Origin of the sequence: Bosea beijingensis (genome assembly GCF_030758975.1) — a bacterium.
Classification (GTDB): Bacteria; Pseudomonadota; Alphaproteobacteria; order Rhizobiales; family Beijerinckiaceae; genus Allobosea; species Allobosea beijingensis.
Genome location: NZ_CP132359.1, coordinates 3,568,905 through 3,583,123, shown reverse-complemented (window position 1 = coordinate 3,583,123; position 14,219 = coordinate 3,568,905). Strand labels below are relative to the sequence as shown.

14 protein-coding genes are annotated in these 14,219 nt (G+C 66.4%); 7 read left to right on the top strand and 7 right to left on the bottom strand.

Annotated elements, in window-relative coordinates; all coding sequences use genetic code 11:
• Positions 1 to 74: 74 nt before the first annotated feature.
• Positions 75 to 962 (bottom strand): tellurite resistance TerB family protein, encoded by an 888-nt coding sequence (locus Q9235_RS17100; RefSeq protein ID WP_306223010.1) that lies wholly within the window; start codon positions 960 to 962, stop codon positions 75 to 77.
• A 99-nt stretch (positions 963 to 1,061) separates the two neighbouring features.
• Positions 1,062 to 1,532, bottom strand: coding sequence for an Lrp/AsnC family transcriptional regulator (locus Q9235_RS17095; protein ID WP_306223009.1), 471 nt, complete (start codon positions 1,530 to 1,532; stop codon positions 1,062 to 1,064).
• A 133-nt stretch (positions 1,533 to 1,665) separates the two neighbouring features.
• Between Q9235_RS17095 and hppD the strand changes: the two genes are divergently transcribed.
• Positions 1,666 to 2,799: a 4-hydroxyphenylpyruvate dioxygenase gene (gene hppD, locus Q9235_RS17090; RefSeq protein ID WP_306223008.1), complete on the top strand. Its 1,134-nt coding sequence runs from the start codon at positions 1,666 to 1,668 to the stop codon at positions 2,797 to 2,799.
• 39 nt (positions 2,800 to 2,838) lie between these two features.
• Here the strand turns inward: hppD and Q9235_RS17085 are convergent, their stop codons facing one another.
• The 3 genes from Q9235_RS17085 to Q9235_RS17075 form a co-directional block, all read right to left on the bottom strand.
• The gene (locus Q9235_RS17085) at positions 2,839 to 3,633 is read right to left on the bottom strand and encodes an AprI/Inh family metalloprotease inhibitor (protein ID WP_306223007.1); all 795 of its coding nucleotides are present in this window, start codon (positions 3,631 to 3,633) and stop codon (positions 2,839 to 2,841) included.
• Positions 3,618 to 4,592: a 2-hydroxyacid dehydrogenase gene (locus Q9235_RS17080; RefSeq protein ID WP_422678207.1), complete on the bottom strand. Its 975-nt coding sequence runs from the start codon at positions 4,590 to 4,592 to the stop codon at positions 3,618 to 3,620. The genes Q9235_RS17085 and Q9235_RS17080 overlap by 16 nt, the downstream gene beginning before the upstream one ends.
• Before the next feature lie 147 nt (positions 4,593 to 4,739).
• Entirely contained in the window at positions 4,740 to 5,516 is a 777-nt protein-coding gene (locus Q9235_RS17075) for a FadR/GntR family transcriptional regulator (RefSeq protein WP_306223006.1), read from the bottom strand.
• 239 nt (positions 5,517 to 5,755) lie between these two features.
• On the opposite strand from Q9235_RS17075, the gene Q9235_RS17070 reads away from it, so the two are divergent.
• From Q9235_RS17070 to Q9235_RS17050, 5 genes are all read left to right on the top strand, one after another.
• Positions 5,756 to 6,808: an ABC transporter ATP-binding protein gene (locus tag Q9235_RS17070; RefSeq protein ID WP_306223005.1), complete on the top strand. Its 1,053-nt coding sequence runs from the start codon at positions 5,756 to 5,758 to the stop codon at positions 6,806 to 6,808.
• Between the two features lie 227 nt (positions 6,809 to 7,035).
• Positions 7,036 to 8,340 (top strand): ABC transporter substrate-binding protein, encoded by a 1,305-nt coding sequence (locus Q9235_RS17065; RefSeq protein WP_306223004.1) that lies wholly within the window; start codon positions 7,036 to 7,038, stop codon positions 8,338 to 8,340.
• Between the two features lie 137 nt (positions 8,341 to 8,477).
• A complete protein-coding gene (locus Q9235_RS17060; RefSeq protein WP_306223003.1) occupies positions 8,478 to 9,434 on the top strand; it encodes a carbohydrate ABC transporter permease in 957 nt (318 codons plus the stop codon).
• Positions 9,427 to 10,329 carry a carbohydrate ABC transporter permease gene (locus Q9235_RS17055; protein WP_257732623.1) on the top strand — a complete coding sequence of 301 codons (903 nt, stop codon included), beginning with the start codon at positions 9,427 to 9,429 and terminating at the stop codon, positions 10,327 to 10,329. Before Q9235_RS17060 ends, Q9235_RS17055 begins: the two co-directional genes overlap by 8 nt.
• A gap of 92 nt (positions 10,330 to 10,421) precedes the next feature.
• A complete protein-coding gene (locus Q9235_RS17050; RefSeq protein ID WP_306223002.1) occupies positions 10,422 to 11,327 on the top strand; it encodes an NAD(P)-dependent oxidoreductase in 906 nt (301 codons plus the stop codon).
• A 7-nt stretch (positions 11,328 to 11,334) separates the two neighbouring features.
• Here Q9235_RS17050 and Q9235_RS17045 read toward each other — a convergent pair whose 3' ends face one another.
• Entirely contained in the window at positions 11,335 to 12,405 is a 1,071-nt protein-coding gene (locus Q9235_RS17045; RefSeq protein ID WP_306223001.1) for a LacI family DNA-binding transcriptional regulator, read from the bottom strand.
• A 101-nt stretch (positions 12,406 to 12,506) separates the two neighbouring features.
• Here Q9235_RS17045 and Q9235_RS17040 point away from each other — a divergent pair, with 101 nt between their 5' ends.
• On the top strand, positions 12,507 to 13,418 hold the full coding sequence (locus Q9235_RS17040; protein ID WP_306223000.1) for an NAD(P)-dependent oxidoreductase: 912 nt from the start codon (positions 12,507 to 12,509) through the stop codon (positions 13,416 to 13,418).
• A 10-nt stretch (positions 13,419 to 13,428) separates the two neighbouring features.
• Here the strand turns inward: Q9235_RS17040 and Q9235_RS17035 are convergent, their stop codons facing one another.
• Entirely contained in the window at positions 13,429 to 14,172 is a 744-nt protein-coding gene (locus Q9235_RS17035; RefSeq protein ID WP_306222999.1) for an aspartate/glutamate racemase family protein, read from the bottom strand.
• Positions 14,173 to 14,219: the final 47 nt, after the last annotated feature.

Here is a 14,219-nt window from a genome sequence, read left to right as displayed (position 1 = left end):
GCTTAACATCGGGCTTCCGCGTTCCGCGAAAGCCCGAGGCGGCCGGCGCCGCGATCGGGCGCCGGCCGAGGCCGTCAGACCTTGGCGGCGCTGGCGGCGGCGTCGATATTGGCGACGAGTTCGGCATCAAGGCCGAGCGCGCCGGCGAGGCCCGCCAGGAAGTCCTTCTCGGCGGCATTGTCCGGATTGATGGCGATGCGCGCCGCCGTATAGATCTGCGCGGCGAGTTCGGGACTTTCGGCCGCCTCGACCAGCGCGTCGATCGAAGCGGGCTTAGCCATCTCCTTCGCCAGCCATTCATGCGCCTCCTGATCGAGGCCGGCTTCCTTCAGGCCGCCGAGGATGGCGCGCTGCTCTTCATCGTCGATATGGCCGTCGGCAGCCGCTGCCGCGATCATCGCACGGATGAAGATGAGGGCGGTGGCCTCGGTCGCGGCCTGCGGCTCGAAGCCGGTTCCGGCCGGGGCCGGCAGAACGTCCTGAGGCTGGGCGGCATTGAGCAGCGGCTTGCCGGCCTGGTAGTTCTGATAGGCCTTGTAGGCGAGGCCGCCGATCAGGGCGAGGCCGCCTAGCTTGGCCGCCGAGCCGGCAACCGAGCGGCCGGTCGAGGTTCCGAAGACGAGCGCGCCGAGGCCACCGAGCACTGCCGTCGCCAGGGCCGGGTTGCTGCTGAACACGCCCTTGGCCTGCTCGATCAATTGGTCCGGGGTCCGGCCGCCGGTGACCCGGCCGAGCGCATCGCCGGCGCCCTGCTGCACGCCGGTCTGGCGCGCCGCGTCGCCAAGGCCTTGCGTCGCCTGGGTGAGGATCTGGCCTGCCAGACCGCCGAGCCCACCCGAACGCTGGACCTGATCGGCCAGCCCGCCGAGCATGCCGCCGATTCCGCCTTGCTGCCCTGCCTGTGCGCCCGCCTGGCTGCCGGCGCTGATCAGGGCGTCGAGCAGGGATTTGGCATTGAACATCTAGGTTTCTCCTGTTGGCGGCGCTCCTGCCGCGCAGTCGGGATCGATCAGCCGCATGAAAACGGCGTGACCAAGGCGCCAGTTTGCATAGCAGCAGGCTTATGTCATCGGCAGCGGCAGCACGCCCGGCTCCTTCAACGTTTCCAGCGCGATCTCGGAGCGGACGCGGGCGACGCTTTCGTGGGGCATCAGGATTTCGTTGACCAGCCGTGCCAGCGCCTTGAGGTCGCCCACCGCGACCTTCAACAGGTAATCCGCTTCACCGGTGAGGGCATGGGCCTCGAGGATCGCGGGCGTCAGGCGCACGAGGTCACGGAAGCGTCGGGCGTTGTCGCGCGTATGCGTGTCGAGCGCGACATGGATGAAGACGATGACACCGAGGCCGACGGCGGAGGGCTCAAGCGCCGCGCGATAGCCGCGGATGACGCCCTCCTGCTCCAGCCGTTGACGGCGGCGCGAGACCTGGCTGGCCGAGAGGCCAACCGTTTCGGCCAAAGCCGCATTGGTGAGAGAGGCATCGTTCTGGAGCGCGTCAAGCAGGCGCCAGTCGAGTGCGTCAAGCGTGGCCATATGGTGCGTCACTCTACATTTCGATGCGCGGATCATGCATAGAAAATTCAAATTCAATCAAGTTTGCACGCAACACGCCTCCAGTTTGCGTGATCATGGGTGATCCCGACGAGAGCAGACAGGAGGAATGCCCATGGGTCCGTTTCCGCACGATGCCGCCCCGCCCGCGATTTCGGCCGCCAACCCGATGGGAACCGACGGTTTCGAGTTCGTCGAGTTCGCCCATCCCGAGCCGGAGAAGCTCGGCGCGCTGTTCGAGACGATGGGCTTCACCAAGGTCGCTCGCCACCGCTCGAAGCAGGTGACGCTCTACCGGCAGGGTGACGTCAATTTCGTCGTCAATGCCGAGCCCGATTCCTTCGCCCAGGCCTTCGCGGCCGAGCACGGTCCCTGCGCCTGCGCCATGGCCTTCCGTGTCGTCGATGCCAAGCATGCTTTCGAGCGGGCAGTGTCGCTCGGCGCCGAACCCTATGAGAGTGCGATCGGGCCGGGCGAGCTCGCCATACCCGCCGTGCGCGGCATCGGCGGGTCGCTGCTCTACTTCGTCGATCGCTACGGCGAGAAGGGCTCGATCTGGGACGTCGATTTCGAATGGCTCGGCGAGCGCGATCCCCATCCGGAGCAGGCCGGGCTCTATTATCTCGACCACCTCACCCATAACGTCATCCGCGGCCGCATGGACCATTGGGCCGGCTGGTACGGCAACCTGTTCAATTTCCGCGAAATCCGCTTCTTCAACATCGAGGGCAAGCTGACCGGCCTGATCTCGCGGGCGCTGACCTCGCCTTGCGGCAAGATTCGCATTCCCATCAACGAGTCGCTCGACGACAAGAGCCAGATCGAGGAATACCTGCGCCAATACAAGGGCGAGGGCATCCAGCATGTCGCGATGGGCTCGCGCGACATCTATGCCAGCGTCGAGGCCTTGCGCGGCAATGGCCTGCCCTTCATGCCGTCACCGCCCGCGACCTATTACGAGAAGGTCGATGCCCGCGTGCCGAACCATGGCGAGCCGGTCGCGCGATTGAAGGAGAACGGCATCCTGATCGACGGCGAGGGCGCGGTCGCGCTCGGCGAGAAGCAGGGCCGGATGAGCAAGGTGCTGCTTCAGATATTCTCTGCCACCGTGGTCGGGCCGATCTTCTTCGAGTTCATCCAGCGCAAGGGCGATGACGGCTTTGGCGAGGGCAATTTCCGCGCGCTCTTCGAATCGATCGAGGAAGATCAGATCCGCCGGGGCGTGCTGAGCCCGGCTGCGGCTGAGTAACCAGGCGAACCGCATGGCCGGCTGAGCCCGCCATGCGTGTTATTGCGTGAGTTTGCGCATCAGGAGCGGCGCGCCGACCGCGGGGTCCTTGCGCCACTGACCGTTCTCGAAGACGAGGTCGGTGCCGTGGCCCCGGCGCGCGACGAGCGTCAGGCGGCCGCCGGCATAACGCCAGCCGACGGGATCGAAGATGGTCAGCCCGGTATCCGGGCACAGGCCCTCGAAGGCGGCGGGATGGCGACCATCGGCGGCTGCGGGCGAGAGCACGAGGCGGCAGGCCTCGCGGTTCTGCTGGCGCATCAGGACATAGCGCCCCGGCACGCTGTCGGGCGCCGGCGCCGTTGCGGGATCGACGACGGTGATGCGCTGGGCCGCGGTCGCCGCCGCATTCTGCGGGCTTCGCGGCGCAACGCGCGGGTGGTCGCGCGAGGCCAGCTTGTAGGCCTTGCCATCGCTGCCCTTGCCGTCGAGCCCGGTTTCGGGCGTGCCGCTCTGGAAGCCGACGAGTTCCTTGCCGCCGGCATCCATGATCTGGGGCTGCCCGCTGCCGTTCAGCGTCCAGGATGCGGCCGTGTCGAGGACGGGCAATGCGCGCCGGCAGGTGGCGGGGAAGCGCAACTGGCGCCGGTTGCCGGCAGCTTCCGCGCCCAGCGTGATGGTGCAGCTTCTCGACGCATCGGCGAGGGCGAGGTCCCAGGCACCGAGCCAGCGGCGGATCGCATCCGGTGCCTTGTCGGCGCCGCGTGGCAGCGGCGCCGTCTGGGCAGCCGCCGGCAGCGCACCGGCGGCGAGGATCAGCAGCGGCAGCAGCCGATGGATCAGGCCTTTTTCCATGGTGTCTCCGACACGGGCGTCAGCGGGCCCTTGCCATCGAACCATGAAACCATGTTGTCGACCAGAAGCTGGCCCATCGCCTCGCGGGTATGGACCGAGGCCGAGCCGACATGAGGCAGCAGCACGGCATGCTCGATCGCGATCAGCTCGGCGGGCACGCGCGGCTCGTCCTCGAAGACGTCGAGGCCGGCGGAGAGGATGGTCCTGTCGTTGAGCGCCTTGATCAGGGCCTGCTCGTCGACCACGGTGCCGCGGCCGACATTGACCAGGATGCCGTTGGGACCCAGCGCCTTCAGTACCTCGGCATTGATGATGTGATGGGTCGAGGCACCGCCCGGTGCGACGGAGATCAGCGTATCGACATCGGCGGCCATGTCGACCAGCGAGGGGTAATAGGGATAGGACACGTCGGGCTGGCGCGAGCGGCCGTGATAGACCACCGGCAGGCCGAAGGCCTCGACGCGCTGCGCCACGGCCTTGCCGATGCGGCCGAGGCCGACGATGCCGACCTTGCGGCCGCGCAGCGAGGTGGTGAGCGGGTAATTGCCCTGCAGCCACTTGCCTTCGCGCAGGTAGCGGTCGACCTGCGGGAGCTGGCGGACGGTGGCGATCAGCAGGCCGAGCGCGAGATCGGCAACCTCGTCGGTCAGGACGTCGGGCGTGTTGGTGACGACGAGGCCGCGCTTGCCGGCCTCGGCCGCGTCGACATGGTCGTAGCCGACGCCGAAGCTGGAGATGACCTCGAGCTTGGGCAGTGCGTCGAACAGCGCGCCATCGACGCGGCTATGCCCGCCGCCGGCGGCGACGCCGCGGACGCGATCGGCGACCTCGCGCAGCAGGGCGGCGCGATCGGCCGCCTTCCACAATTCATGGACGGTGAAGCGCGCCTTGAGCTGGTCGGCGGCATAGGCCATCAGCGGGCCGGTCTGGACGATTTCGGGCTTGGTGGAGGCTGTCATTGTCGAGCTGTCCGTCTGTGGTGGCGAAGGTCGTTGATTCGGCTTGTCTGAATCGATTAAAATGGAATGACGCGACCTGCCGGAGCGGCCTAGCCCCGTCGTCGCATGAGCGCTATCCGATCACGCCCCGTCGATTGAGCGAGGCGCTCATTTAGTATGCTTTATTCTGGCGATTTTCCCAGTCTCCGTGGCGACATGCGTGCCAAGCGAGGCGAGCGTGGTGTTCAGGCTGTCGATCACGAGGCCGGCCATGCGGGCCGAAGCAAGGTCGCCGTCGCGGTCGATGATGGCGAGCAGGACATGTTCGTGATCGGGCAAGGATTCGATATAGGCGGCCTCGTCGCCGGTCTTGAGCAGCAATGACCATTGCAGCGTGGCGATGACCGCGCTGGAGAGGCATTGCAGCGCGGCGTTCTGGCAGGCGGCGAAGATCGCTTCGTGGAAGGCGAGATCGGCCCGGATCGTGCTCTCGGCATAGGGCGCGCCATCGGCCATGCCACGATAGGCGGCTTCGATGCGCGCAATGTCGGCCGAGGTCCGGCGCTGCGCGGCGAGGCGGGCCGCGCTGGGCTCGACGAAACGGCGCAACTCGAAGAGATCGCGGATGAATTTCTCGTTCGGATCGGCCTCGAAATGCCAGGACAGCACGTCCGGATCGAGCAAGTTCCAGCGCTCGCGCGGTGCGGCCCTCGTGCCGCTTTTCGGGCGGGCCTCGACCAGGCCCTTGGCCGTCAGGATCTTGACCGCCTCGCGATAGGCCGTGCGCGAGACCGAGATCTCAGAGCGCAGATCGTCCTCGTTCGGCAGGACCTCGCCCGCCCGGACGCGGCCGGTGATGATCGCGACGGCGAGCTTCTGGGCGACCTGGCCGAAAAGCCGGTCCGGATTGAGCGTCGTCGGCCGCGAGAAGTCGCGTACCCGCATCGCTGGTGCCCCTCCCTCGGGCGCCTCCGGCCAGCCTGAATTTGCGGCATTGCGAAGGCTGTGGCGGCGCTTGACAGGGCCGCTTCTATCGTATGACTTTATCGCAGATTGGAACGGAGACAATCGCCGGGAACAGGCGATAACTCTTTCATCATTCGGTCACAAGAAACCGATTGTGGTCGTGAGCCGCCTGCATGATGGGCGGAGCGACCAGGGAACGGAAAGCAGGGAAGGACGGCATGGCCTCAGTCCAGATCGCCGATGTGCGCAAGGCCTACGGGTCGACGCAGGTCATTCACGGCGTCGATATCGACATCAACGACGGCGAGTTCGTCATCCTGGTCGGGCCTTCGGGCTGCGGGAAGTCAACGCTGCTGCGCATGATCGCCGGGCTCGAGAACATCTCGGGCGGCGAGATCCGGATCGGGCCCAGGGTGGTGAACGACGTTCCGCCGAAGGAGCGCGACATCGCCATGGTGTTCCAGAACTATGCGCTCTATCCGCATATGACGGTCGCCGACAACATGGCCTTCTCGATGAAGCTCCGGAAGGCGCCGAAGAGCGAGATCGACGAGCGCGTCAACAAGGCCGCGCAGATCCTCGGTCTGACCAAGCTGCTCGACCGCTACCCGCGACAGCTCTCGGGCGGCCAGCGCCAGCGCGTCGCGATGGGTCGGGCGATCGTGCGCGATCCGCAGGTCTTCCTGTTCGACGAGCCGCTCTCCAACCTCGATGCCAAATTGCGCGTGCAGATGCGCACCGAGATCAAGGAACTGCACCAGCGCCTGAAGACCACCACGGTCTATGTCACGCACGACCAGATCGAGGCCATGACCATGGCCGACAAGATCGTCGTGATGCATGACGGCATCGTCGAGCAGATGGGCGCCCCGCTCGATCTCTACGACAACCCTGCCAATCTCTTCGTCGCGGCCTTCATCGGCTCCCCCTCGATGAACCTGCTCAAGGGCAAGATCGTCGGCGACGGCTTCGAGACCGAGGGGGGCACGGTCTGGCCGATCGGCAAGCATCCGGTCGGTTCGGACGGATTGTCGGCGGTGCTGGGCATCCGGCCCGAGCATATCCGGCTGGATCCAAACGGCCTGAAGGCCGAGGTCGCGGTCGTGGAGCCGATGGGTTCGGAGACGCAGGTCGTCGTCCGCTGCGGCGGGCAGGACCTGACCTGCATCTTCCGCGAGCGCATCTCGGCCAAGCCCGGCGAGACGATCGGCATCACGCCCGATACCAGCGTCACCCATCTCTTCGACGCCGCCACCGGCAAGCGGATCTAGGGCATGTGCCAGCCGGCGCGATGCGGCCCGGCTGTATTGCGCGCGTTCTGGATACGGAGTTCAGAAGCGGCTTTCCCGATCGGCCTGTTTCACGCCTGATCGGCCCGGCTCAAAGAAATTCGCCGCCCTGCAAGGCAGGGCGACGGATGATTGCTGTCAACGCCCACCAATCATGCAGGACGGTGGTCCCATGCAGGCCGCTGCCGCCAACGGAGGAGACGGTTTCCATGAGCATTTCAAGAAGAGACGTTCTGATCGGCGGCGCCGGCCTCGCGGCGGGCGCGACCTTGCCGCTCACCTCGGCCTTTGCGCAGGCCGATATCGAGAAGGGCGCGAGCTTACGCGTCCTGCGCCCCACCAAATTCGTCGATCTCGACCAGCAGATCTTCGACGAGAACACCGCCGCCTTCACCAAGGCGACGGGCGTGCAGGTCAAGGTCGACTATGCCGGCTGGGAGGACCTGCGGCCGCAGACAGCGGTGACCGCCAATACCGGCGCCGGCCCCGATATCGTCGTCGGCTGGGCCGATGACCCGCATATCTTCTCGGACAAGCTGATCGACCTCACCGCGCTGGCCGATGATCTCGGCAAGAAGAACGGCGGCTGGTACCCGATCGCCGAGAAGTACGGCAAGAAGGACAAGACCAACCAGTGGGTCTCGATCCCGATGGGCGCCTCCGGCGCGCCGGCGGTCTATCGTGAATCCCATGTCAAGGAAGCGGGCTTCGACGCCTTTCCGAAGGACCTGGACGGCTTCCTCAAGCTCTGCCGCAAGCTCAAGGAGCAGAACCATCCGGCCGGCTTCGCGCTCGGCAACGCTGTCGGCGACGGCAACGCCTTCTGCAACTGGCTGGTCTGGACCCATGGCGGCCATATGGTCGACGAGAACAACAAGGTCACGATCAACTCGAAGGAGACGATCGAGGCGCTGAAATACGCCAAGGCGCTCTACGAGACCTTCATTCCGGGCACGCTGTCCTGGCTAGACATCAGCAACAACAAGGCGCTGTCGGCCGGCGAAATCTCGGTCACCCAGAACGGCGTGTCGCTCTACTTCTCGATCAAGAACTCGAAGGACGAGAAGACGGCGGCGATCGGCAAGGACCTGAACCATGCCATGATGCCGGTCGGCCCGCTCGGGCGTCCCTCGGAGCCGGCGCTGATCATCAACGCCATGGCGTTCAAGCACACCAAGTTCCCGAAAGCCGCGCTGGCCTATCTGCGCTTCATGATGGAGCGCGAGAACTACGACAAGTGGCTGACCGGCTCTTCGGGATACTGGGCGCAGCCGCTCAAGGGCTATGCCGACAGCAAGGTCTGGTCGAGCGATCCCAAGATCCTGATCTATCGCGATACCTGGGAACGTGCGCTCTGGAGCGGCTACAAGGGCTCGATCAACGAGGCCGCCGGCACCGTGAACGCCGAATATGTGGTCGTCCAGATGGTCGCGTCCGTCTGCGCCGGCCAGGCGACGCCGGAAGAGGCTGCCAAGGAAGCCGAGCGCCGCGCCAAGCGCTACTACCGGACCTGATGCGCACCCTGCGCTGATCCGGAGACAAGCGGCCGCCGGTTGGCCCGGCGGCCGACGCAAAATCGCATCGGACTTGTCCGGGACGTGGCTTCCACGTTTCGGCCCGATGCCGCTGTCGACCCCAACGCGAGGGCGCCATGGCCGTAGCTGCCGCCGAATCGCGAACCGTCTACAACCTGCAGCAAAGCTGGCTGGTGCGACTGTTCGACAACAAGCCGTTCCTGATCTTCCTGTGCCTGCTGCCGGCGGCGGGCTTCCTGCTGGTCTTCCTCAGCTACCCGTTGGGCTTGGGGATCTGGCTCGCCTTCACCGATACGCGCATCGGCAGGCCGGGCATCTTCATCGGCTTCGAGAACTTCGAGTCGCTCTGGCATGACCGGGTGTTCATCACCTCGGTCTGGAACACGCTGCTCTATACGGGCGTGGCGACGTTCGGGAAATTCGCGCTCGGCCTGTGGCTGGCGCTGCTGCTCAACAATCATCTGCCGTTCAAGTCGCTGCTCCGGGCGATCATCCTGATCCCCTGGATCGTGCCGACCGTGCTTTCGGCGATCGCCTTCTGGTGGATTTACGATCCGCAGTTCTCGATCATCTCCTATGTGCTGGTCGACGTGCTCGGCTGGCGCGATACCTATATCGACTTCCTCGGCCAGCCCTGGGCGGCGCGGTTCTCGCTGATGGCCGCCAATATCTGGCGCGGCATTCCGTTCGTCGCGATCAGCCTGCTGGCGGGCCTGCAGACGATCTCGCCCTCGCTCTATGAGGCGGCGATGCTCGACGGCGCCAATTCCTGGCAGCGCTTCCGGCATGTCACGCTGCCGATGCTGATGCCGATCCTGGCGGTGGTGCTGACCTTCTCGGTGCTGTTCACCTTCACCGATTTCCAGCTCGTCTATGCGATCACCCGCGGTGGTCCGGTCAACGCCACGCATCTGATGGCGACCCTCGCCTTCCAGCGCGGCATTCCCGGCGGCCAGCTCGGCGAGGGCGCGGCGATCGCGGTGGCGATGATCCCGTTCCTCGTGATGGCGACACTGTTCAGCTATTACGGCCTGTCCCGGCGCAAGTGGCAGCAGGGGGAAGACAATGACTGATCAGACCCTGGCCACACGCCCGCAACTCACGGACAAGGAACGGGAAGGCGTCATCGACTGGTCGTCCGGCCCGCGGCGCTTCATCACGCTCTATCTGCCGCTCTCGGTCTTCGTGCTCGTGCTGCTGTTCCCGTTCTACTGGATGGCGATCACGGCGATCAAACCGAACGGCGAACTGCTCGACTACAAGAACAACAACCCGTTCTGGGTGAAGTCGCCGACGCTGGAGAACATCAACAAGCTGCTTTTCCAGACCGACTATCCGCAATGGCTGTGGACCACGATGATGGTCGCGGCGGTGGCGACGGCGCTGTCGCTGTTCTCCAGCGTGCTTGCCGCCTATGCGATCCAGCGCCTGCGCTTCAAGGGCTCGCAATATGTGGGTCTGGCGATCTATCTCGCCTATCTCGTGCCGCCTTCGATCCTGTTCATTCCGCTGGCGACGCTGATCTTCCAGTTCGGTCTGTTCGACTCGCCGCTGGCGCTGATCCTGACCTACCCGACCTTCCTGATCCCGTTCTGCACCTGGCTCCTGATCGGCTATTTCAAGTCGATCCCGTATGAGCTCGAAGAGTGCGCGATGATCGACGGGGCGACGCGGCTTCAGACGCTGTGGCGGATCACCCTGCCGCTCGCCATGCCCGGACTGATCTCGGCCGGCATCTTCGCCTTCACCCTGTCCTGGAACGAGTTCATCTATGCGCTCGCCTTCATCCAGTCGGCGGAGAAGAAGACGGTTCCGGTCGCGGTCCTGACCCAGCTCGTCGAGGGCGACGTCTATCACTGGGGCTCGCTGATGGCCGGCGCGCTGCTCGGCTCGATCCCGGTCGCGATCCTCTATTCCTTCTTCGTCGATTACTACGTCGCGTCCATGACGGGCGCGGTGAAGGAGTGATCAGGCTTCGGTGCGGGCCTTCGCGGCCGGCACTATCCATTGGGGGCATGGCGAGAGCCGTGCCCGCTTTCGTTCAAAGAGTGCCTCCTGCCATGTCCGCTCAACCGATTTCCAGTATCGCCTTCGTCGGGCTCGGCGCCATGGGCGCGCCGATGGCCGAGAACCTCGTGAAGAAGCAGTTTCGCGTCACCGGCTTCGACATGCGCGAGGCGGCGCGCGATGCGCTCGCCGCGGCCGGTGGGCATGCGGCAGCTAGCGCGAAGGCGGCGGCGTCAGGTGCCGAGGCGCTGGTGCTGATGGTCGTCAATGCCGCCCAGGCGCGCGCGGTGCTGTTCGAGGCCGGGGCGCTCGAGGCGTTGGCGCCGGGTGCCACCGTCATCCTGATGGCGACCTGCCCGCCGGGCGAGGCGGAGGCGATTGCGGCCGAGGTGACGAAGACCGGGCGGCATTTCATCGACGCGCCGGTTTCGGGCGGCGTCAACGGCGCGCGCAACGCGACGCTGACCATCATGGTCGGCGCCCCCCAGGACAGCTTCGCGCGGGCGAAGCCGGTGCTCGACGCGCTCGGTGACAAGGTCTTCCATGTCGGCGAGAGGGCCGGGCAGGGCGCGACGGTGAAGACCGTCAACCAGCTCCTCGCCGGCGTGCATATCGCGGTCGCGGCCGAGGCTCTGTCGCTGGCCGAGAAGGCTGGCATCGACGGGCGCCTGCTCTTCGAGATCATGGGCGGCTCGGCCGCCTCTTCCTGGATGCTCAGGGATCGCGGGCCGCGTATGCACGAGCCCGATCCGGTGGTGGCGAGCGCCGTCGACATCTTCGTCAAGGACCTGGGCATCGTGCTCGATGCCGGGCGCGCGGCGAAGACGGCCCTGCCGCTGGCTGCGGCCGCGCACCAGATGTTCCTGTCGGCATCGGGCCTCGGCCATGGCGGGCGCGACGATTCGCAGGTGGTGCGGGCCTATCGCGCGCTCAACGCCAAGCCAGCGAACGATGCCTGACGCTGCCTCAGCGCGGCGGCGGGCAGGTCGTCCCGCGGATGTGGAGGGCTGGCGTCAGCAGGAGGCGCTGCGTCGGCGCGGTCGGATCGGCGATGCGGTTCAGCAGGAACTCTGCCGATTTGGCGCCCATCTCGTTCTGGAAATTGTAGACGGTGGTGAGCGCGGGGAACCACTGCGCCGCCTCCTTCACGTCGTCGCAGCCGACGATCGAGAAATCGCTGCCGGCCTCCAGCCCGCGATGGCGCAGGCCGAGCATCGCGCCGAAGGCCGCGAGGTCGTTCATGCAGGCGGCGGCCGTCGGCGGGTCATGGGCGTCGAGGACCTGCTGGATGCCCTTGAGCCCGTTCTCGCGGGTGCCGTAGTCGAAATGCACCAGGGCAGGGTCGAAGGGCAGGCCATGGCGGGTGAGCGCCTCGCGATAGCCGGCATAGCGGTTACGCCCGGTCGAGATGTTCTCGTTGGCGCAAAGGAAGGCGATGCGGCGATGGCCGAGCCCGATCAGGTGCTCCATCGCGAGATTGGTGCCGTGGCGGTCGTCGGAGCCGACGAAATCGAGCTCGAGCTCGGGAATCTCGCGCGAGAGCTGGACGATCGGGATACCGGCCTCGACGAGCGGCATCAGGTTCTCCGCCGTGCTGGCGCCGGCAGGGCAGAGCACCATGCCGTCCGGCCGGTATTCGGCCAACGTGCTCAGCACGCGCTGCTGCCGGTCCAGGTTCTCGGAATAGGTGCCGAGCAGGATCGAGCGATCGTGACGGGCCGCTGTCTCCTCGATCGCCGCCAGCAACTCGGCGAAATACGGATTGGTGATGTCATGGAAGCCGACGCCGATGATGTTGGTGCGGTCCGTGCGCAGCGATGCGGCGCTGCGATTGTAGCTGTAGCCCATCTCGCGGGCGATCTCGCGCACGCGGTTGCGGGTCGCTTCCGCCACGAGCTGGGAGCCGCGCAATGCCAGGGACACCGTCGCTGTCGAGACCGAAAGACGCTCGGCGATGACCTGCAGCGTGACGCGGCTGCGGCCGGCGGGCATCGGGCTTTTGGGCTGGCGGGGCCCGGGCGGGTCGCTGGCGGTCATGACTCGTCCATACTGGGCGCGGGCCTCGCGGCCGGCTGCCTGTCGGGCCATTTCGCCGACTTCCGGCTCCATCTCAACCATATCAGCGGGAGAATTTGAAGATGAGCGCACGCAAAGAGTCCGTCGGCTTCATCGGCGTCGGCCTGATGGGGCAGGGCATGGCCCGCAATCTCGTGGACAAGGGCTTCCCGCTCACCGTGATGGGGCACCGCAACCGCAAGCCGGTCGAGGAGCTGGTCGCGGCCGGCGCCGTCGAGGCGAAGACGCCGAAGGAGCTTGCGGCGCGCGCCGAGATCATCTTCCTGTGCGTGACCGGCTCGGCCCAGGTCGAGGCCGTTCTGAAGGGCGAGAACGGCATCATCGCCGGGGCGAAGCCGGGCACGGTGATCGTCGATTGCTCGACCTCCGATCCCACGGTGACGGTGAAGCTCGCGGCCGAGCTGGAAGCCAAAGGCCTGGATATGGCGGACGCACCGCTCGGTGGAACGCCGGCGCAGGCGGCATTGGGGCAGCTCTCGGCGATGATCGGGGCCTCACCGGAGGTGTTCGCCCGGATCAGGCCGGCCTGCGAGGCCTGGGCGCAGAAGATCGTGCATCTCGGCCCGGTCGGTGACGGCCACAAGATGAAGCTGATCAACAACTTCCTGTCGCTGGGCTATGCCGCGATCTATGCGGAGGCGCTGACGCTGGGCCAGAAGATCGGTATCACGCCGCAGGTCTTCGACAGCGTCATCCGCGGCAGCCGCATGGATTGCGGCTTCTACCAGACCTTCATGACCTATGTGCTGGAGCGCGACCGCAACGCCCACAGGTTTACCCTAAGCAACGCGCTGAAGGACGTCCGCTATCTGGAGAGCGTCGCCAACGAGGCCGGCGTCGCCAATCCGATCGGCAATGCCGTGAAGAACAGCTACGCCGCCGCCGTCGCCAGCGGCAAGGGCGATGACTATGTCCCGATGCTCTCGGACTGGATCGCGGGCCTGAACGGCGCTTCGCTCGACGGCAAGGGCTGACCAGCTCCGCTCAGGGCTGTGCCAGCAATCGGGACAGGCCTGCGGAAAGCCCGGTGCTGGCGACCGGCGCCGGTAGGGCGAGGTCGCCTTCCAGCGGCTTCGGGCGCGGCTGATCGAGTTCGGCCAGCAGCATGCGGATGCCGGCCTCGGCCGAGCAGATCACGGGCACGTCGACATGCGGCTGGACGCGGGGCGCGAGCCCCGCAAGCCCGGCGCCGCCGAGGATGACCGCGCCGGCACCGTCGCGCTTGGCGACCCTGCGGCAGGCTTCCGCGAGCATGGCGATAGAGCCGTCGGGGTCGCGGGCGATGTCGGCGCCGGTGGGAGCCACCGTCTCGACCGCGGCGAGGCGGTTGCCCAGCCCGATCGAGCCGACGAATTCGTGCAGCATCGGCCCCCAGCGCTCGCCGCCGGTGACGATGGCGAAGCGCTCGGCCTGTTCCGCGGCATAGCGGCTGCTGGCTTCCGCCATGCCGATCACCGGAACCCGGGCCATCTCCTTGAGGGCGAGCAGGCCGGGATCGCCGAAGCAGGCGAGATAGACGCCGTCACAATCCCCACCATGCTCGGCGAAGGCCTCGAGCGCGGCATGGGCGGCGATGACGCCGGCGCTGCGGCTGGCGATGTAATGCGCACCGAAGCGGCCGGTGACCGGTACGAGCTCGGTCCGTGCCGGCAGGTAGGCCTGGACCACGCGCGCGACCAGCGCCGTCATCTCCGGCATGGTGTTGGGATTCAGCAGGAGAATGCGCAAGCGAGTCCTCACAATCCTTGATCCGGCCGCGAGGCGTCGCCGATCGT